Genomic DNA, 18,942 nt, shown 5'->3' with positions numbered 1-18,942 from the left:
ATCTATGAACTAGGTAACTTACTTTATTTATGAGTCTTAAAAATCTTGGCGAAGTCTCTTACTTTCGCCTTAATAATGAAATCAACCGTCCAGTAAACGGTCAAATCCCGTTAAATAAAGATAAAGAAGCTCTCAAAGCTTTCTTTCTTGAAAATGTCATTCCAAACACCATGACATTTGAAAGCATCACTGAAAAAATTGACTATCTAATTGCCAATGATTACATCGAAGCTGAATTCATCAGTAAATACTCACCAAACTTTATTGAAAACTTGTCTAAGGACTTGCAGACTCACAAGTTTCGTTTCAAATCTTTCATGGCAGCTTACAAGTTTTACCAACAGTATGCTTTAAAAACTAATGACGGCAGCCAATATCTTGAAAGTATCGAAGATCGTGTGCTTTTTAATGCCCTTTATTTTGCTGATGGGAATGAAGAGCTGGCGCAGAATTTAGCACTTGAGATGATTAATCAACGTTATCAACCAGCCACCCCTTCTTTTTTGAATGCTGGACGAAGTCGACGCGGTGAATTTGTATCGTGTTTCTTGATTTCTGTAACAGATGATATGAATGCTATCGGACGTTCTATCAATTCAGCCCTGCAATTGTCACGTATCGGTGGTGGGGTCGGTATCAGCCTGTCAAACTTGCGTGAAGCTGGCGCGCCAATCAAAGGCTATGAAGGCGCAGCGTCCGGTGTTGTTCCAGTGATGAAACTCTTTGAAGATAGTTTTTCATACTCAAATCAACTTGGTCAACGTCAAGGTGCAGGTGCTGTTTATCTCGATGTTTTCCACCCAGATATCATGGCCTTTTTATCGACTAAGAAAGAAAATGCCGACGAGAAAGTACGCGTCAAAACCCTTTCGCTTGGGATTACCATCCCTGATAAATTTTACGAATTAGCTCGTAAAAATGAAGACATGTACCTCTTTAGTCCCTATAGTGTCGAGCGTGAGTACGGTGTGCCATACAGTTACGTCGATATTACAGCAGAGTACGACAAAATGGTCGCTAATCCCAACATTGTCAAAACTAAAATTAAAGCGCGTGATTTGGAAACTGAAATTTCAAAACTCCAACAAGAGTCTGGTTATCCCTACGTGATTAACATTGACACCGCTAACCGCACTAATCCAATCGATGGCAAAATCATCATGTCAAATCTGTGTTCTGAAGTTCTTCAAGTCCAAAAACCAAGTATTATCAACGACGCCCAAGAATTTGTCAAAATGGGAACAGATATTTCATGTAACCTTGGTTCAACCAATGTGGTTAATATGATGACTTCACCTGATTTCGGTCGTTCTATCAAAGCCATGACACGTGCCTTAACTTTCGTATCAGACACATCATCAATCGAAGCAGTACCAACAATCAAACATGGCAATGAACAAGCCCATACTTTCGGACTTGGTGCTATGGGACTTCACACTTATCTTGCCCAAAACCACATTCACTACGGAAGTCCAGAATCTATCGAGTTCACAAATATCTATTTTATGCTGCTCAATTACTGGACTTTAGTCGAATCTAATCAGATTGCTCGCGAACGCAAGCAAACCTTTGCCAACTTTGAAAAATCAAGCTACGCTGATGGTAGTTATTTTGATAAATACATCACTGGTGATTTTGTACCAAAATCTGACCGCGTCAAAGAACTCTTCGCTGAGCACTTTATTCCTAGTGGCAAAGATTGGGCTGAGCTTCGCGATGCTGTGATGACAGACGGACTTTACCATCAAAATCGTCTTGCCGTTGCTCCAAACGGTTCAATTTCATACATCAACGATGTCTCAGCATCACTTCACCCCATTACACAACGCATTGAGGAACGTCAAGAAAAGAAAATCGGTAAGATTTACTACCCAGCAGCTGGGTTGTCTACAGATACAATTCCTTATTACACGTCTGCTTATGACATGGATATGCGCAAGGTTATCGATGTTTACGCTGCAGCTACTGAGCATGTTGATCAAGGATTGTCCCTCACTTTGTTCTTGCGCAGCGATATTCCTGAAGGGCTCTACGAATGGAAAACGCAAAGCAAACAAACCACTCGTGACCTTTCTATCTTACGTCACTATGCTTTTAATAAGGGACTCAAATCAATCTATTACATCCGTACCTTTACAGATGACGGTGAAGAAGTTGTTTCAAACCAATGCGAAAGCTGTGTGATTTAACTGAACACTTGTTATTGGTCCTAAAGGACCTAGTAATGAGACAGCAATCGCTAGGGCGGTTTGCCTAGTTCACTTACTAACTTCACCAAATAGCTATTATCGACCCATTTGCTTACGTAGCATAACTACTTAAAACTTGCATTGGTCCTAAAGGACCTAACAACAAGACGGCAACCGCTAGGGCGGTTTGCCTAGTTCACTTACTAACTCCAGCAATCGACTAGCATCGAGCCAATTGCTTACGTAGCGTAACCTTTTGACAACTTTTGTTAGTTTAAAAATGATTAGTGTCATGTCACGGCTAATGCCAGCGCTACTAGATAAATGAGCTAACTCGAACCTAGTCATCTGACTGGTCTTCTAAACTATTTTTACGGAGAAAATACATGTCGCAAACTTATTATAAAGCCATTAATTGGAATGAGATTGAGGATGTGATTGACAAGTCAACTTGGGAAAAGTTGACCGAACAATTCTGGCTTGATACGCGAATTCCGCTGTCAAATGACCTCGATGATTGGCGTAAGCTTTCTGACCAAGAAAAAGATTTGGTCGGTAAAGTTTTTGGCGGATTGACCCTTCTTGATACCATGCAATCCGAATCTGGTGTGGAGGCCATTCGTGCAGATGTCAGAACACCTCACGAAGAAGCCGTCCTCAACAATATTCAATTTATGGAGTCTGTCCACGCCAAATCATACTCTTCCATTTTTTCAACCCTTAATACAAAATCAGAAATTGAAGCAATCTTTGAATGGACGAACAACAACGAATACTTACAGAAAAAAGCCAAAATCATCAACGATATTTATGAAAATGGCACTGCTCTACAAAAAAAGGTCGCTTCAACTTTTCTTGAAACCTTTCTCTTTTACTCAGGATTTTTCACCCCTCTTTATTATCTTGGCAATAATAAATTGGCAAACGTCGCTGAAATTATCAAATTAATCATCCGCGATGAATCTGTCCATGGAACTTATATCGGCTATAAATTCCAACTTGGTTTCAATGAATTGTCTGAGAAAGAGCAAGATGACTTGCGTGACTGGATGTATGACTTGCTCTATCAACTCTATGAAAATGAAGAAAATTACACCAAAACACTTTATGACCAAGTTGGCTGGACTGAGGAAGTTCTGACTTTCTTACGTTATAACGCCAATAAAGCTCTCATGAACTTAGGGCAAGATCCGCTTTTCCCTGATACCGCTAATGATGTCAACCCAATCGTTATGAATGGTATTTCAACAGGAACTTCTAACCATGATTTCTTTAGTCAGATCGGGAACGGATATCTTCTTGGTTCTGTTGAAGCTATGCAAGATGATGATTACAATTATGGACTTGATTAGACTTTTCAAAAAATTATCCCAAACTAGCTTGACAAGAAACTTGCTTTCATGCTAGACTATATACAAATTGAATTCACAAAGGAGTGCCATCGGCTGAGATCGCATTTGCGAAATCCTGATAACCTGATCTCGTTAGGACGAGCGTAGGGATTGTGATATGACTTTTTTAAACGTGATTAAAATAGCATTGAACATATTATCAGAAAAAGCTCCTTTGTGTTAGAAGGAGTTTTTTTATGTCGTCGAAGAATTCTCAATTGTCTGCTTTAATTGAGACTGCATTGGTTGCTGCTTTTGCTATGGCTTTATCTTATATTCCAGATTTTGCTAGCTGGTTCACCCCTTCATTTGGTGCAGTGCCAGTCGTGCTTTTTGCCCTACGTCGCGGTCCAAAATATGGAACCCTAGCTGGTCTTATCTGGGGCTTGCTTCACTTTATTTTAGGTAAAGTTTGGTACCTAGCCTTGTCACAAGTTATCATCGAATACATCATTACCTTTGTCTCAATGGGTTTGGCTGGATTTTTATCTGCCCCATTTCAAAATGCTCTTTCTAAAGACAATAAAGGACGTGCTCTGATTTACTCAACTATCGGTGCCACACTTGCTGTTTTTGTCCGCTACTTCTGGCACTATGTCGCTGGTTTTATCTTCTGGGGAAGCTACGCACCAAAAGGCATGTCACCTTACCTTTATTCGCTCAGTGTCAATGGTACAGCTGGACTGTTAACCCTAGTCTTCGTCATTTTGGCACTTGCTATCATCATCCCAACACAAGGAAAAATTTTCTTGGTAAAAAAATAAACTCTTCATTTTCTAAGTTTAACACCATAAAAGCTAAGACAAAATGTCTTAGCTTTTTTCTATTATATTTGTCTCGCCAAATTAATCATTTCAAGGACACCTTGAGCGCATTCGCTACCTTTATTACCTGCTTTTGAACCAGAACGTTCGATAGCTTGCTCGATATCCTCAGTGGTAATCACACCAAACATAACTGGAATATCACTAGTGAGATTGATTTGCCCAACCCCTTTAGCTACTTCATTACAAACCAAATCGTAGTGACTTGTTGACCCGCGAATGACGCTACCGAGTGTGATAACACCATCATATTTACCAGTCGCAACAATTTTTTTCGTCATAAACGGAATTTCAAATGCTCCTGGCACCCAATAAACATCGATATCATCCTCAGCTACTTCATTGCGAACCAAACCATCCATGGCACCACCTAATAATTTTGAGGTGATAAATTCATTAAAGCGTGCTACAACGATAGCAATTTTTAAGTCTTTTCCGATAAATTTTCCTTCAAATGTTGTCATGATTTTCTCTCCTTATTTCCTTAAACAATGTGTAGTAAATGGTGAAATTTTTCTTGTTTAGTTTGCAAGTAGGCGCGATTCTCCTGGTGGGCTGTCATCTGTAAGGGCAAGCGTTCTACAATATCTATGCCTGCCATTTCAAGTTGCTCTAACTTATCAGGATTATTGGTTAAGAGTTTAACCTGCTTGATATCTAAAAAGCTCAAAATATCCGCTGCAATCTGGTAATCACGCTCATCTGGGGCAAAGCCAAGCTCAAGATTCGCCTCATAAGTGTCCAAACCTTCTTCTTGCAACTGATAAGCTTTCAGTTTATTTTTTAAACCGATACCTCGACCTTCTTGACGAAGGTACAAAATAGCTCCGCGCCCAACTTGGTCAATTTTTTCCATGGCAGCATGCAACTGTTCTCCACAGTCACAACGCAAAGACCCAAAAATATCGCCAGTCAAACATTCTGAGTGCAAACGCAGTAAAAGCGGTTCATCTGTCGTCAAATCTCCCTTTGACAAGAGAACATGCTCGCGCTTTTCTTCATCTTCAAATAACTGAAGGTCAAAGTCACCATAACTTGATGGCAACTTTACCTTAGGACTATCTTGAAAGCTCACATAACGCGCAATATCACCCACTTCAATCATGGTCAAATTCCACTTGCTAGCAAAATCATGTAAATCAACTTTACGAGCCATCGTGCCATCATCTTTTAAAATCTCACAAATGTAAGTCGCTTCTCTCACACCAGCTAAACGTGCCAAATCAAGACTTGCTTCCGTGTGCCCACGGCGTTCTAATACACCACCAAAGCGTCCTACTAGCGGAAACATGTGACCAGGTTTGTGAAAATCACTAGCTTTACTTGTTGACGACGCCAATCCTTGAATAGTCTTAGCGCGGTCAAAAGCTGAAATTCCTGTTGACGTTTCTTTGTGGTCTACGCTAATGGTAAAAGCTGTGCCATGTGCATCCGTATTTTCTTCTGACATTGGAACAAGCTCCAAACGATTAGCAATCTCCTCAGACACTGGCGCACAAATCAAACCACGCGCGTGCTTGGTCATAAAATTCACATTTTCTGGGCTTGCCAATTCTGCCAGACCAACCAAGTCCCCTTCAGCTTCACGGTCATCATCGTCGACGACTACGATTAATTTTCCTGCTTTCAAATCAGAAATTGCTTTTTCAACATCCTTAAACATCTAGTCTCCTTTCATCATTCTTAGCTGTTTTTGCATGTATTTTGCTAAAATATCCGTCTCAATATTGACTTTGTCACCTGTTTTGAGCCTTGCCAGGTTAGTCTCTTTTGCCGTATGTGGAATCAACGACACGCTAAATTGCCCCTTCTCAGCGGATACCACCGTCAGACTAACACCGTTGACCGCGATTGAGCCTTGCCCAACAATCTGCCCTTCAAGTCCTTTTGGAAAAGCAAAGCTAAGTACAAGTGCAGTTTCATCACTTTCTTTTGTAACAAGCCTTGCCACACTATCCACGTGCCCTGTCACAAGGTGCCCTTCAAAGCGAGCATTGGCTGACATAGCTAACTCAAGATTTACCAAATCACCGACGCGACTCTCTGAAAAAATCGTTCTCCTAAAGGTTTCTGGCATGACATCCACTGTAAATGCATCCCCTGCTTTAGCCACGCAAGTCAAGCAGACACCATTGATTGCCATACTATCGCCAATTTTATAATCAGCTAACAACTTTCGTGAAGCCTTGCAAGTTAATTTGATATTTTGCTGGTGTTTGACAATCCGGCTAATACGACCTTGTTCTTGAATTAATCCGGTAAACATCACAACCTCCTTCTAGCCGAAAGCCTAATATTATTTCCGATTTTTTGACAGGTAAAATCGTCTAATTCTAAGGCTTGACTAACCAGACGAAAACTCGACATGGCTGCTTTGCCATTACCACCAATAAGCTTAGGAGTCACATAAGAAATGATTTCATCCCAAAGCCCACTTTCCAGAAAAGCATCATGAACACCAGCTCCGCCCTCAACATAAACTGACTGAAGCTTCTTCTCATAAAGCACCTGCAAAATATTTTCAATTGAAAACTCTGGCAAATCAATTACTGTGACATGCTTTGGTAAATCCGAAACCTTCCGACTACTAAAAATATAAACTGGAGCCGAATTATCTTCAAAAATCTGTAAATCTAACTGGTCAAAAACACGCCCCTTTTCATCCAAAATCACACGCACTGGCGGACAAAAGCTTGTCCCACTCCCCAGCAAACGTGGATTGTCAATCAAGACCGTATCAGCACCAACCAATATCGCATGAAAATCATCACGTTCATCGTGAACAAAACGATTTGTCTCGTCATCAGTCAAAGCCGTTCGTTTGCCAAGCACAGCAATCTTTCCATCCAGACTAACTGCTTGTTTCAAAACAACATAAGGACGCTTGCGCTCATAGTAAACATTGTAATGCTTGTTGAGTGCGCGTGCCTCTTCTTCCAAAATATGAGTGACTACTTCTATTCCTTGCTCTTTTAAGAAAGCCACACCTTTTCCTGCTACTAAAGGATTGGGGTCAAGCTGGCCAACAACTACCTTTTTGATACCTGCCTCAACAATCGCTTGGGTACAGGGTGGCTGTTTTCCCCTATGATGACAAGGTTCCAAGGTCACATAAAGAGCTGAATTAAATAGTTCTTCCGGAGTTTGACAATATAAAATCGCGTTCTTTTCAGCATGCTCATGACCATACTGCAGGTGTGCACCACGAGCAACCACATGATTATCTTTGACAATCACCGCACCAACTAAAGGATTGGTGTAAGTTTGCCTAAAGCCACGCTTAGCTTCTTCTATCGCTTGCAACATATAGTTTTTATCCATATCTTCCTCCTTTCACATAAAAAAATCCCGACAAAAATTATCCGACTAGCTTGCACTAATCAGTCATTTTCATCGGGTATCACTGTAGTTGTCTGAATTTTCTGACACATAAAATATACCAAAAACAAAAATCCTCGTAGCATTACACTACGAGGCGATTAAAGACAACTAAAAAAGTAATTCAAAAAGCGAGAGTATGCTTTTTGACACTCTATCAATTCTTCTCCCATCCAGACTATACTGTCGGCTCTGGAATCACACCAGATCAGCTTGCGCTCACGGACTTAGCTCTCTCATTTTTCAAATAAAGTTGATTAGTAATTGCTTCTCCTCACAGACATAGCGAAACATCAGCGAGAAATAAAAGCAAGTAACAATCAACGAGACAACAACACCGTCGGTCGGGAATTTCACCCTGCCCCGAAGAAAACTATTCAATTCTTCTTAAGATTATCACGAATCTAAAAAGCTGTCAATTTTTTTATTATTTCCTACAAACTTTCAATCATTTCGACCAATTTCTTGGCATGGACTTGTGATTTTGCAATCATTTCTTGGGCTTTTTCAGCGTCGTTTCGAAGTGAATAAGAAACGCCGTGTGTCACAACATGGCCTGCAAAATTCAGTTGAGTCAATTTTGCTGTCAAACGAATCGGTGCCAAAAGCTCGTCAATCGTTGTGCCTGTTTCTGCGCTATAAGCTGCTTCTCCTGCGCCAGTCGTCAAAGAAGCAATCAAAACTTTATCTTTCAAGGCATTGCCATTTGAACCGTGTGAAAAACCATGCACAAAAACTTTTTCAATCCATTTATTCATCAAAGATGGTGTCATGTACCAGTAAAGTGGATACTGAAAAACAATAACATCAGCTCGATGTAATTTTTCCTGCTCAGCTGTCACATTAATCTGATAATCAGGATACAAATTACTCAAAATATCCAATTCAACTTCTGGATAAAGCTTTTTAATTTCTTTTAAAATCATTTTATTTGCAAGTGAATCATTTTTCAAATCAGGATGCCCTGAAACAACAAGAACTTTTTTAGCCAATTTTGTCACTCCTCCCATTTTTAGAAAATTCTATACAATTAAAAGCAATTTGTCAACTTGAAAAAGAACCTCTCACTAGAGAAGTCCTTTTATCTTAGGCAAAAACGTCTTTCAAAATAGCAACACCTTGATCAATTTGCTCTTTTGTCAAAGTCAATGGTGGCAAGAGACGAATAACATTTGTTCCTGCAGTTAAGACAACAAGACCTTTGTCCCGTGCCTTTTCAACCAAGTCAACAAGATTTTCAGTTGTTTCAATACCAATCATGTAACCAAGCCCACGAACCTCAGTTACTTTTGAATTACCAGCTAGAGCTTTCTTCAACTCAGCTTGCAAATAATTACCATTTTCAAGTGCTTGTGGCAAGAATCCATCAGCCAGCATAATATCTAGTACGCTTGAGGCTGCTGACATGACAAGTTTATTGCCACCAAAGGTTGACCCATGACTGCCGTAAGAAAAAGCTGAACCAAGTTTTTCTTTTGCAATCATTGCACCAACTGGCACGCCATTTCCAAGACCTTTTGCCAAAGTAAAAATGTCTGGCTCAATGCCATAATGTTCAAATGAAAAGAGTTTCCCAGTACGTCCCATACCTGTTTGGACTTCATCAACAATAAGCAAAATCCCTGTATTTTGACAAAATTCGCTCAAGGCTGTTACAAAAGTTTTATCTGCTGGACGAACTCCTGACTCCCCTTGAACCAATTCTAGCATGACCGCCGCAGTATCCTCAGTCACCAAGGCTTTGACACTATCCAAATCATTATATGTCGCATAGCTAAAATGTGGGACAACATCACCAAAACCAGCTTTAATTTTGTCCTGACCAGTCGCAGACATTGACCCAAAGGTACGACCGTGAAAAGAATTCACAAAAGTGATAATTTCTTGCTTGCCAGTCGCCTTACGAGCAATTTTAATCGCTGCTTCATTAGCTTCCGCACCGCTATTTGCAAAGAAAGCAAGATAATCTTTATCCCCGATTAATTTACCTGCTACTTCTTCTTGTAAGGAATTGTGGTACAAATTTGGCATGTGCCAAATCTCCTCAGCCTGCTTAAGCAAAGCTGCTTTGACTTGTGGGTGAAAACCAAGATTAGTCACACCAATACCAGATGAAAAATCAAGGTATTTTTTGCCGTCCTGGTCTAAAAGATAATTACCTTGCGCTTTAACAAATTCGATAGCTGCGCGTTTATAATTTTGAAATAGTTTTGTCATTCGTCGCTCCTTTACGTTAGCAGATGATTGAAGTTCCTGTTACAAGATTGTCGCCAATCAATACTTCACCCACACCTGCTAAAACAGTGTTCACTGCTGATTCGATTTTAGGAATCATGCCGCCAGTGATAATTCCTTGGTCAATTTTCTCTTGAAATTCTGTCGATGTTAAGCTATCAAGCACAACTCCATTTTCCAAAACGCCTTTAACATCAGTCATTAGGACTAATTTTTCAGCCTCTAAAGCGACAGCGACCGCTGTTGCCAAATAATCTGCGTTGATGTTTAAAAGTTCGCCATCTTTAGAATAGCCAAGCGATGCAAGAACTGGCAACATGTTGTTATCAAGCATTTGCTCCAAAATCGGTATCTGAATATTTGAGACATCACCAACGTAACCATAAGTTTCCTTGTCAAGAAAATCAGCTGTCACCACTCTTTTAATATTCGATAGCAACTGAATACTATCAATAGATGATTGGTTAAGTTTTTCAGTCAAATTTTCACCAACCATGTAAAGAAGAGCATAGCTGACCAACTTCATATCAGATTGACTAGTTACACGAAGACCATTGATTTTTTTAACTGGTACTTGGTTATCTTCCATTAATTTATTAATAGCATAGCCGCCACCATGCACAATGACCAAATTTTTATGGGTATCTTTCCATTTTTTGACTTGTGCTAAAAAGTCTTGCGACAAGTTTTGGCTAGCAACGCCACCAATTTTAATCACAATTGTATTTTTCATAGTCTCATCCCTTTATGTACGATAGAGGGCATTGATTTTCACGTAACTGTATGACAAATCACAACCCCAAGCTTTTCCTTGTGCTTCACCCGCATGCAAATCAACAGTGATAGTAATCTCATCTTCGTGCATAACATCTTGTATTTCTTCTGCTTCAAATTCAACGGGACTTGATTTTAACATGACTGGAACATCGCCAAGGAAAATGTCAATATTATCAACAGGAACATCAACCCCTGCATAACCAACTGCTGCTAGAATACGTCCCCAGTTAGGGTCTTCACCAAAAATAGCCGTCTTCACAAGGCTTGAACCAACAACACTTTTAGCTATCATGCGTGCATCAAGAGCGTTTGGAGCATTTTTAACATTCACTTCAATGAGTTTGCTTGCGCCTTCACCGTCTTTGGCAATCATTTTAGCCAATTCTTGCATCACGTAATTAAGCATGGCTGAGAATTTATCAAACTCAGGCGTATTTGGCAAAATTTCTTCGTTCAAAGTGCAACCATTTGACATGACAAGAACCATATCATTCGTTGAAGTATCACCATCAACCGTGATTTGATTGAAAGTCGTTTCAACGTTCTGACTTAACGCAAGTTGCAAGGTTTCACTTGAAATATTAGCATCACAAGTGATAAAAGCTAGCATTGTCGCCATATTTGGGTGAATCATGCCTGACCCCTTTGCAACACCCGCCATGGTTACCTCGTCACGACCGAATTTTTCCGTAACTGCAACAGTTTTAACCATGGTATCTGTTGTCAAAATAGCTTTTGAAAAATCATCTGAATTTCCATTCACCACAAGTTTAGAAAGACCTGTTTTAAGAGTATCCATTGGCAACAAATCACCAATCACACCAGTTGAAGCAACGCCGACCAAATCAGGTTCAACACCAAGTTTTTCTGCTGTCCATTTTTGTATCGTGTAAGCATCTTCCATTCCTTGCACACCTGTACAAGAATTGGCAATACCTGAGTTCACCACGATAGCTTTCATTTTTTGTGCTTTTTTAACAGACTGACGTGTCACAATTAGTGGCGCCGCAATGACTTTATTGGTCGTATAAACCCCAGCGACGCTGGCTGGCACTTCTGAAACAATCCAACCAAAATCAAGTTTTCTTTTCTTAAACCCTGCATGTAATCCATCTGCTGAAAATCCAAGTGGGCTTGCTACATTACCTTCAATAACTTTCATATCTCATACCCTTTCTAGACTATAAATAATTTGGCGAAATCATTAATCCTTCTGTTTCATCCCAACCATTCATCAAGTTGAGGTTCTGAACAGCCTGCCCAGCCGCTCCTTTAATCAAATTGTCAATAACTGAAACAATGGTTAAGACATTTGTGATCTCATTGTAGAGGAAACCAATATCGGTAAAGTTTGAACCAATGACATTGTGCAATTCTGGTAAATCATCTTGCACTCGAACAAATGGCGTATCCTTGTAAGAATCTTCATAGATAGCAAAAAGATTAGCATTTGTTAGTGGCTTTTTCAACTTAACATAAACTGTTAACATGATGCCGCGATTAACTGGCAAAAGTGATGTTGAAAATTGAATGTGGCTAACTTTCTCATCAAATAACTTCAACTCTTGCACAATTTCTGGAATATGCTGGTGACGATTCAACTTGTAAGTCACGTAATTATCATGCACATTAACAAAATGACTTGACTCAGAAAGTGCCTTACCAGCACCTGTCAAACCACTTTTCGCATCCACGATAATAGAATCTTCTTCGACAACACCAGCTTTTAGCAAAGGTATCAAAGCTAATTCTGTTGCTGTCGCGTAGCAACCAGGGTTTGAAATGAATTTTTTACCTTTAACATCTGTAAACTCAGCCAAAGAATATGTAAATTTATTCAGCTCTTCATCACTAGCAGGTGTTTTTTTATACCATTTTTCATAAAGATAGGCTGGCAAGCGATGGTCCCCTGACAAATCTATCACTGGAAAATCAGCTTTCACAAAAGGCTGTGCCAACTTGCTTGCGACCCCACTTGGTGTTGCAAAGAATACCAAGTCTGACTTTGCTATGATTTTATCAGCATCAAATTCTTCGATAACCAAGTCACAGATACCAACTAAGTAAGGGTATAAGTCTGATAATCGTCGACCGATTTCCTTAGTTGCATGAATCGAAGCAATCGTTACTTTTTTATGATTATTCAATAATTTAACTAATTCTAGACCACTGTATCCAGTGATGCCAACAATCGACACTCTCATAATATACACTCCTTGAATAAATATGTATTCGATTTTATAGTATATTTATTCATAAGTCAAGTATTTTTTACATAAAATATAAAAAAGCACGAATTTTCATTCGTACTTTCATTATTTTTCAAATTTATGGATATTAATCAATTTTTCTATTTTTCTGGTAAGCAAAATAAAAAGCAATCGAAGTTAAAACAATCCAACCAAGTAATACGAAAATAGTTTTATCTGTTAATTGGTAATCTGATAATTCTTTAAAATATTTGGCATTTGCTCCGATAAAAGAATACTCCATGACCGTCCTAACAAATTTAGCAAATTCAGAAAATATTGGCAAAAAACTCGCAATAAGCACTAGAGTGAGACTACAAACAGTTATTTGGGTTTGATTCTTAGCCACAAAAGCAATTAAAAGATTTAATAAAATAAGGACTAGGCTTGTTAGACTAATAGCAACTAAATAGATCCATCGTTCCATGTCTTTAATCTGCATCAAAATTGGAATTAAAATACTTGCAAGTAAGGAAAAAATAATTGGGAAAATAATAACTGTCGTGATATATTCTCCTTGTTTAACACCTGATAAAATCAAACTTTTTAAATTTTTTCTTTTCCTTTTCTTCTGAAATCATGGTAGAGACAAAAGAACCTGCTGTTATACTATATATCATATTAAGTCCCATACCAATGAACCCCGAATTATCATCAAAACCAAGTAAATTAACAAATAAGACAATATCAAAAATTGGAGATATCACAACAAATAAAAAATTTATTACTCATTATGAACTGCCAACGTAGCCAAAGTAGACTCATAAATCTATTTTTCCCCATACTAGCATTTTCCTATAGCTTTGTTTATTGATGCCTTCATTATATCTTAATAAAACAGTGTTTAAAAATCTTATTTTTCAAACCATCCCAACTGTCCAATTCGCTCGACGGCTTCTTCAAGGCGTTCTGGTTCAACTAGGAGTCCGATTCTGACGTAGCCATCTCCTGCTTGTCCGAAACCTTTTCCCGGTGCGACTGCGACGTGAGCTTCATTTAAGAGTAAATCAGCGAAGCTTTCACTGTTATAACCTTCTGGCACCGGCATCCAAGCATAAAACGAACCTTTTGACTCAAAGGCGTGCCAGCCGATTTTAGCAGCAGCTTTGACAAAAGCGTGGCGTCGCTCGTCATATTTGTGATTTAGCTCTGCGATTGCCGCTTTAGCGCGCTCATCTAAAAGAGCTACTGCGCCAGCGTCTTGGATAGCTGGAAAAATGCTGACAAAAAGGTGGTCTTGTAATAAGTTAAGCGCCTCAATCAACTCCGCATTTCCCGCCGCAAAAGCCAAACGCCAACCTGCCATATTAAAGGTTTTGGAAAATGTATAAAGTTCAACGCCAACTTCTTTAGCCCCAGGTGTTGAGAGAAAACTTGGATTTTTAAAATCATCTGCTCCCAAAGCTCCGTAAGCGAAATCACTAACCACACCTACTTCGTATTTTTTCGCCCAAGCAACCAATTCTTCATAAAATTCAGGCGTCGCCACAGCACCAGTTGGGTTATTGGGGTAGTTGATGTAGATAAATTTAGCACGCTTTGCCACTTCTTCAGGAATGGCTGACAAATCTGGCAGAAAGTTATTTTCTTCTTTTAAAGGAAAGGTTTCATATTCAATTTTTCCAAGAGAAACGCTTGATAAATAATCTGGATAACCAGGATCAGGCAGCAAAAGCAAATCACCAGAATTCATGGTGGCTACTGGAAATTCAACCAGACCAATCTTTGCACCACCAAGGACACAAATTTCCTTCTCACTATCAAGTTCCACCTGATAATTATCCTTATAAAACTGACTAGCTGCTTCTTTAAAATTAGCATTGCCTCGAAATTGTGAATATTTATGGGATGCTGGATTCTTAGCAGATTCAATCAAGGCATCAACGATATAATCGTAGGTCGGCTGATCAGGATTTCCCTGCCCAAGATTTATTACATCATAACCTTGTGCCACTTTAGCATTGACCTTAGCAACAAGACTTGCAAAAAATTGTTTTGGTAATGTTTGTAAAATATCTGATTGTGAAAACATCCTAACTCCCCCCTTAATGATACAACTCTGGTTTTCGGTCAGCGAAAACAGGAATATGACCACGAACTTTTTCAACCTCTGATAAGTCAATATCTACCGAAAAAACACCTTCTTGATTATCTGGCGCTTGCAAAATAACATTTCCTAGCGGGTCAATAACCAATGAATGCCCAGAAAAATCATCCAACACTCCTTGACCAACACGGTTGACAGCTACTACAAAAGCTTGATTTTCAACTGCACGCGCACGCAGCAAAATCTCCCACTGTGGCACACGTTTTTTTGGCCACTCAGCTACGACAAATAAAACTCTAGCACCAGTCGCCATCAAGGTTCTCACCCATTCCGGAAATCGCATATCATAGCAAATGATACTAGCTACCTTGACACCATCAAGCTCAAAAGTACTTTCACGATGCCCAGCCTGCAAAAAACGATCTTCTCCCATCAAGCCAAAAAGATGAACTTTATCATAATCAGCAATCACCTGACCAGCTCGGTTAAAAACATAAGTAGTATTAAAAAATTGATTTTTCTTTACTGTCGCGACCGAACCAGCTACCAGATTAACCTGATTTTCTTTGGCAAACTTTCCTAACAAATTTTTCGTTTGCTGACCATCCTTATCAGAAAGCTCAGCCATTTGCTCCAAAGCATAGCCAGTGTTCCACATCTCAGGCAAAACAATCACATCGGACTCATCAAGTGCAGCTTTTTCTAACCAAGCAAGGACATTCTCAATGTTTTTCTTCGGCTCAGCTTCGTAAATAGCCATCTGAATTAGTGAAACTTTCATGATTTCCTCGATTCTATCTTTTGTTGAAAATTTTCTGAAATCTTTGTGACTATTATAGCAGTCTGCCTTCTCCTCGTAAAATAGTTATTTTAAATAGATTTGATAGTTAGAAACTATAACCCCTAAAAAGCCCACCATTAGGTGGGCTTTCTTTTTATTTTTTTCTGTCTCGCAAGATTTTAATCAGGTTACTGAGTAAGCTACATTCTGCAAAGAGAATGACCAAAAGTGGCCAATTCACTTGCTTTTGTAAACTATCAGAAATAAGAACACAGATAAGAATTGCTATCGTTACGCTGATTAAAGCAATAGCGAGTTTCAGAAAGATTTTTTTAGATGTCATCTTAAAGATTTTCTGCTACTGCTGCAAAAAGGTCTGCGATTTTAGCAGCATCTGAACCACCGGCCATGGCCATGTCTGGTTTACCACCACCACGACCTGATACGATTGGTGCCAAAACTTTAATCAAGTTACCAGCATGAACATCTTTTGATTTGCTTGCTACAAGGACATTGACTTTTTCGCCAATAGCTGCTGCCAAGACAAGAACGTCAGAATAGTCTTTTTGTTTCCAGTTGTCAGCAAATGTACGAAGGGCACCTGCATCAGAAACAGTTACTTGGCTAGTGACAAAGCGAAGACCGTTTGCTTCTTTAACATCTTTGAAAACGTCACCAGCTTGTGCTGCTGCTGCTTTTTCTTTCAATTCAGCATTTTCTTTTTGCAATTTGTGCAATTGTTCTTGCAAGCTTACTACTTTCTTAGTAACTTCTTTCAATTGAGGCACTTTAAGAGTTTCAGCAATTGCTTTAAGGTCTTCTTCTTCTTGACGGTATGCTTCAAAGGCTTCTTTACCAGTTACAGCAAGGATACGACGAGTTCCTGAACCGATACCTTCTTCTTTAACAATCTTGAAGATTCCGATTTCAGCTGTATTTGAAACGTGTGTACCACCACAAAGTTCAATTGAGTAATCGCCGATTGTTACAACACGTACGTTTTTACCGTATTTTTCACCGAACAAGGCCATAGCACCCATTGATTTAGCAGTATCAATGTCAGTTTCAACAGTCTTAACTGGAATAGCATTCCAGATTTGTTGGTTAACTTCTTCTTCGATTTGACGCAATTCATCAGCAGTTACTGCTTCAAAGTGAGTGAAGTCAAAGCGCAAGAATCCTTCTTCGTTAAGAGAACCAGCCTGAGTAGCGTGTTCACCGATAACGTGGTGAAGTGCAGCGTGAAGCAAGTGAGTAGCTGTGTGGTTTTTGATAACACTGTGACGACGTTTGCTATCAATTTCAAGTGTGTATGTCGTACCAACTGACAAGCTTGCGAGAACATCAACTGTGTGAAGAGCTTGACCATTTGGAGCTTTTTGAACATCTGTCACGCGAGCAACGATGTCACCTTTATCATTTTTAATAACACCGTGGTCAGCTACTTGTCCACCCATTTCAGCGTAGAATGGAGTTTTCGCAAAGACAAGCAATACTTGACCTTCTGAAACAGCTTCAGTACGTTCGTTATCAGCGATAATAACTGACAATGTAGAATCAAGAACTTCTTCAGTGTAGCTAAAGACTGATTCTTCAGTAATGCTTGACAATGTTTCGCTTTGCATACCCATTGAACCACCTTTAACGACGCTTGCACGCGCACGTTCTTGTTGTTCTTTCATAGCAGCTTCAAAGCCAGCGTGGTCAATCTTGAAGCCTTTGTCTTCAGCCAATTCTTCAGTCAATTCAACTGGGAATCCATATGTATCATACAATTTGAAGATATCTTTACCTTCAACAGTGTCTTTACCAGCTGCTTTCAAATCAGCCAACAATTGGTCAAGCATGTTTGAACCAGCATCGATTGTACGTGCGAATGTTTCTTCTTCACGACGAACGATTTTTTCGATAAATTCACGTTTTTCAAGCACTTCTGGGTAGTATGATTCCATGATTTTACCAACAGTTGGAACCAATTTATACAAGAATGTTTCGTTGATACCAAGGCGACGACCGTGCATAACTGCGCGACGAAGCAAACGACGAAGCACATATCCACGACCTTCGTTACCAGGAAGAGCACCATCACCGATAGCAAATGAAAGTGAACGTATGTGGTCAGCGATAACTTTAAAGCTCATGTTGTCGCCATCTGGATCATAAGTTTTACCAGATAATTTTTCGATTTCACGAATGATTGGCATGAAGAGGTCAGTTTCAAAGTTTGTTTTAGCCCCTTGCATAACCGCAACCAAACGTTCCAAACCGGCACCCGTATCAATGTTTTTGTGTGGCAATTCTTTGTATTCTGAACGTGGAACAGCTGGATCAGCGTTAAATTGTGACAACACGATGTTCCAGATTTCGATGTAACGATCGTTTTCGATATCTTCAGCAAGAAGTTTGATACCAACGTGGTCTGGGTCAAAGTCTTCACCACGGTCAAAGAAGATTTCAGTATCTGGTCCTGAAGGTCCAGCACCAATTTCCCAGAAGTTGTCTTCGATTGGAATCAAGTGACTTGGTTCAACACCAAGTGAAATCCAACGGTTGTAAGTGTCTTTATCATCTGGGTAGTAAGTCATGTAAAGTTTATCTTTAGGGAAGTCAAACCATTCTGGACTTGTCAATAATTCAAATCCCCAAGTGATTGCTTCATCACGGAAGTAATCACCAACAGAGAAGTTACCCAACATTTCAAACATTGTATGGTGACGAGCTGTTTTACCAACGTTTTCGATGTCATTTGTACGGATAGCTTTTTGAGCATTAGTGATACGTGGGTTTTCTGGAATTACTGAACCATCAAAGTATTTTTTAAGTGTGGCAACACCTGAGTTGATCCACAACAAAGTTGGGTCGTTTACAGGAACCAAGTTTGCAGAAGGTTCAACAGAGTGACCTTTTGATTTCCAGAAGTCTAGCCACATTTGGCGCACTTGCGCACTAGTCAATTGTTTCATTTTATCTTTCCTTTTCTTGTTACTAAGCGATGTTACAACGCTTGCCATAGATTGAAATCATCTTTTATGCCATTAAGGATACAAAAAACGGCAAGTCCATCTCATAGA

At 39.4% G+C, this 18,942-nt stretch carries 16 protein-coding genes and 2 riboswitches; of the genes, 3 read left to right on the top strand and 13 right to left on the bottom strand.

What is annotated here, in order from left to right; all coding sequences use genetic code 11:
- Nucleotides 1–29 precede the first annotated feature (29 nt).
- The 3 genes from nrdE (at nucleotide 30) to thiT (ending at nucleotide 4,344) form a co-directional block, all read left to right on the top strand.
- Complete coding sequence (nrdE, locus tag DQN23_RS03050) at nucleotides 30–2,189, top strand: class 1b ribonucleoside-diphosphate reductase subunit alpha (protein ID WP_111712684.1); 2,160 nt, start codon at nucleotides 30–32, stop codon at nucleotides 2,187–2,189.
- Nucleotides 2,190–2,575: 386 nt separating this feature from the next.
- Entirely contained in the window at nucleotides 2,576–3,541 is a 966-nt protein-coding gene (nrdF, locus tag DQN23_RS03045) for a class 1b ribonucleoside-diphosphate reductase subunit beta (RefSeq protein ID WP_058813753.1), read from the top strand.
- Between the two features lie 69 nt (nucleotides 3,542–3,610).
- A riboswitch (TPP riboswitch) is annotated at nucleotides 3,611–3,708 on the top strand.
- 69 nt (nucleotides 3,709–3,777) lie between these two features.
- Nucleotides 3,778–4,344 carry an energy-coupled thiamine transporter ThiT gene (gene thiT / locus DQN23_RS03040; RefSeq protein ID WP_111698339.1) on the top strand — a complete coding sequence of 189 codons (567 nt, stop codon included), beginning with the start codon at nucleotides 3,778–3,780 and terminating at the stop codon, nucleotides 4,342–4,344.
- Between the two features lie 62 nt (nucleotides 4,345–4,406).
- Here the strand turns inward: thiT and ribH are convergent, their stop codons facing one another.
- The 13 genes from ribH to alaS form a co-directional block, all read right to left on the bottom strand.
- Entirely contained in the window at nucleotides 4,407–4,868 is a 462-nt protein-coding gene (gene ribH, locus DQN23_RS03035; protein ID WP_020916453.1) for a 6,7-dimethyl-8-ribityllumazine synthase, read from the bottom strand.
- A 20-nt stretch (nucleotides 4,869–4,888) separates the two neighbouring features.
- Nucleotides 4,889–6,067 carry a GTP cyclohydrolase II gene (ribA, locus tag DQN23_RS03030; protein WP_111698337.1) on the bottom strand — a complete coding sequence of 393 codons (1,179 nt, stop codon included), beginning with the start codon at nucleotides 6,065–6,067 and terminating at the stop codon, nucleotides 4,889–4,891.
- The gene (locus DQN23_RS03025) at nucleotides 6,068–6,670 is read right to left on the bottom strand and encodes a riboflavin synthase (protein WP_111698335.1); all 603 of its coding nucleotides are present in this window, start codon (nucleotides 6,668–6,670) and stop codon (nucleotides 6,068–6,070) included.
- The gene (ribD, locus tag DQN23_RS03020; protein ID WP_111712683.1) at nucleotides 6,670–7,725 is read right to left on the bottom strand and encodes a bifunctional diaminohydroxyphosphoribosylaminopyrimidine deaminase/5-amino-6-(5-phosphoribosylamino)uracil reductase RibD; all 1,056 of its coding nucleotides are present in this window, start codon (nucleotides 7,723–7,725) and stop codon (nucleotides 6,670–6,672) included. Before ribD ends, DQN23_RS03025 begins: the two co-directional genes overlap by 1 nt.
- 214 nt (nucleotides 7,726–7,939) lie before the next feature.
- Nucleotides 7,940–8,157: riboswitch (FMN riboswitch) on the bottom strand.
- A gap of 59 nt (nucleotides 8,158–8,216) precedes the next feature.
- Nucleotides 8,217–8,792, bottom strand: a complete 576-nt coding sequence (locus tag DQN23_RS03015; protein ID WP_374938522.1) for an NAD(P)H-dependent oxidoreductase — start codon at nucleotides 8,790–8,792, stop codon at nucleotides 8,217–8,219.
- Between the two features lie 76 nt (nucleotides 8,793–8,868).
- Entirely contained in the window at nucleotides 8,869–9,999 is a 1,131-nt protein-coding gene (locus tag DQN23_RS03010; protein WP_020916447.1) for an acetylornithine transaminase, read from the bottom strand.
- Between the two features lie 16 nt (nucleotides 10,000–10,015).
- Entirely contained in the window at nucleotides 10,016–10,750 is a 735-nt protein-coding gene (argB, locus tag DQN23_RS03005; protein WP_020916446.1) for an acetylglutamate kinase, read from the bottom strand.
- A 12-nt stretch (nucleotides 10,751–10,762) separates the two neighbouring features.
- Nucleotides 10,763–11,956: a bifunctional ornithine acetyltransferase/N-acetylglutamate synthase gene (argJ, locus tag DQN23_RS03000; protein ID WP_020916445.1), complete on the bottom strand. Its 1,194-nt coding sequence runs from the start codon at nucleotides 11,954–11,956 to the stop codon at nucleotides 10,763–10,765.
- Nucleotides 11,957–11,975: 19 nt separating this feature from the next.
- Nucleotides 11,976–12,998, bottom strand: a complete 1,023-nt coding sequence (gene argC / locus DQN23_RS02995) for an N-acetyl-gamma-glutamyl-phosphate reductase (protein WP_058833163.1) — start codon at nucleotides 12,996–12,998, stop codon at nucleotides 11,976–11,978.
- Nucleotides 12,999–13,131: 133 nt separating this feature from the next.
- Nucleotides 13,132–13,584, bottom strand: coding sequence for a hypothetical protein (locus DQN23_RS02990; protein WP_233422892.1), 453 nt, complete (start codon nucleotides 13,582–13,584; stop codon nucleotides 13,132–13,134).
- Between the two features lie 312 nt (nucleotides 13,585–13,896).
- On the bottom strand, nucleotides 13,897–15,075 hold the full coding sequence (locus tag DQN23_RS02985) for a pyridoxal phosphate-dependent aminotransferase (protein WP_058813746.1): 1,179 nt from the start codon (nucleotides 15,073–15,075) through the stop codon (nucleotides 13,897–13,899).
- Nucleotides 15,076–15,088: 13 nt separating this feature from the next.
- Nucleotides 15,089–15,871 (bottom strand): carbon-nitrogen family hydrolase, encoded by a 783-nt coding sequence (locus DQN23_RS02980; protein ID WP_058813745.1) that lies wholly within the window; start codon nucleotides 15,869–15,871, stop codon nucleotides 15,089–15,091.
- Nucleotides 15,872–16,215: 344 nt separating this feature from the next.
- Nucleotides 16,216–18,834, bottom strand: coding sequence for an alanine--tRNA ligase (alaS, locus tag DQN23_RS02970; RefSeq protein WP_048791501.1), 2,619 nt, complete (start codon nucleotides 18,832–18,834; stop codon nucleotides 16,216–16,218).
- Nucleotides 18,835–18,942 lie beyond the last annotated feature (108 nt).

Source organism: Streptococcus lutetiensis, from assembly GCF_900475675.1.
GTDB classification, from domain to species: domain Bacteria; phylum Bacillota; class Bacilli; order Lactobacillales; family Streptococcaceae; genus Streptococcus; species Streptococcus lutetiensis.
This window is presented reverse-complemented; position numbering and strand designations above follow the sequence as displayed.

Excerpts from the sequence above, each read along its gene's own strand:
- DQN23_RS03025 (WP_111698335.1), bottom strand. The coding sequence starts at position 6,670 with ATGTTTACCGGATTAATTCAAGAACAAGGTCGTATTAGCCGGATTGTC.
- DQN23_RS02985 (WP_058813746.1), bottom strand. The coding sequence starts at position 15,075 with ATGTTTTCACAATCAGATATTTTACAAACATTACCAAAACAATTTTTT.
- nrdE (WP_111712684.1), top strand. The coding sequence starts at position 30 with ATGAGTCTTAAAAATCTTGGCGAAGTCTCTTACTTTCGCCTTAATAAT.
- argJ (WP_020916445.1), bottom strand. The coding sequence starts at position 11,956 with ATGAAAGTTATTGAAGGTAATGTAGCAAGCCCACTTGGATTTTCAGCA.
- DQN23_RS03015 (WP_374938522.1), bottom strand. The coding sequence starts at position 8,792 with ATGGGAGGAGTGACAAAATTGGCTAAAAAAGTTCTTGTTGTTTCAGGG.
- nrdF (WP_058813753.1), top strand. The coding sequence starts at position 2,576 with ATGTCGCAAACTTATTATAAAGCCATTAATTGGAATGAGATTGAGGAT.
- alaS (WP_048791501.1), bottom strand. The coding sequence starts at position 18,834 with ATGAAACAATTGACTAGTGCGCAAGTGCGCCAAATGTGGCTAGACTTC.
- argB (WP_020916446.1), bottom strand. The coding sequence starts at position 10,750 with ATGAAAAATACAATTGTGATTAAAATTGGTGGCGTTGCTAGCCAAAAC.
- ribH (WP_020916453.1), bottom strand. The coding sequence starts at position 4,868 with ATGACAACATTTGAAGGAAAATTTATCGGAAAAGACTTAAAAATTGCT.
- ribD (WP_111712683.1), bottom strand. The coding sequence starts at position 7,725 with ATGGATAAAAACTATATGTTGCAAGCGATAGAAGAAGCTAAGCGTGGC.
- argC (WP_058833163.1), bottom strand. The coding sequence starts at position 12,998 with ATGAGAGTGTCGATTGTTGGCATCACTGGATACAGTGGTCTAGAATTA.
- ribA (WP_111698337.1), bottom strand. The coding sequence starts at position 6,067 with ATGTTTAAGGATGTTGAAAAAGCAATTTCTGATTTGAAAGCAGGAAAA.
- DQN23_RS02980 (WP_058813745.1), bottom strand. The coding sequence starts at position 15,871 with ATGAAAGTTTCACTAATTCAGATGGCTATTTACGAAGCTGAGCCGAAG.
- DQN23_RS03010 (WP_020916447.1), bottom strand. The coding sequence starts at position 9,999 with ATGACAAAACTATTTCAAAATTATAAACGCGCAGCTATCGAATTTGTT.
- thiT (WP_111698339.1), top strand. The coding sequence starts at position 3,778 with ATGTCGTCGAAGAATTCTCAATTGTCTGCTTTAATTGAGACTGCATTG.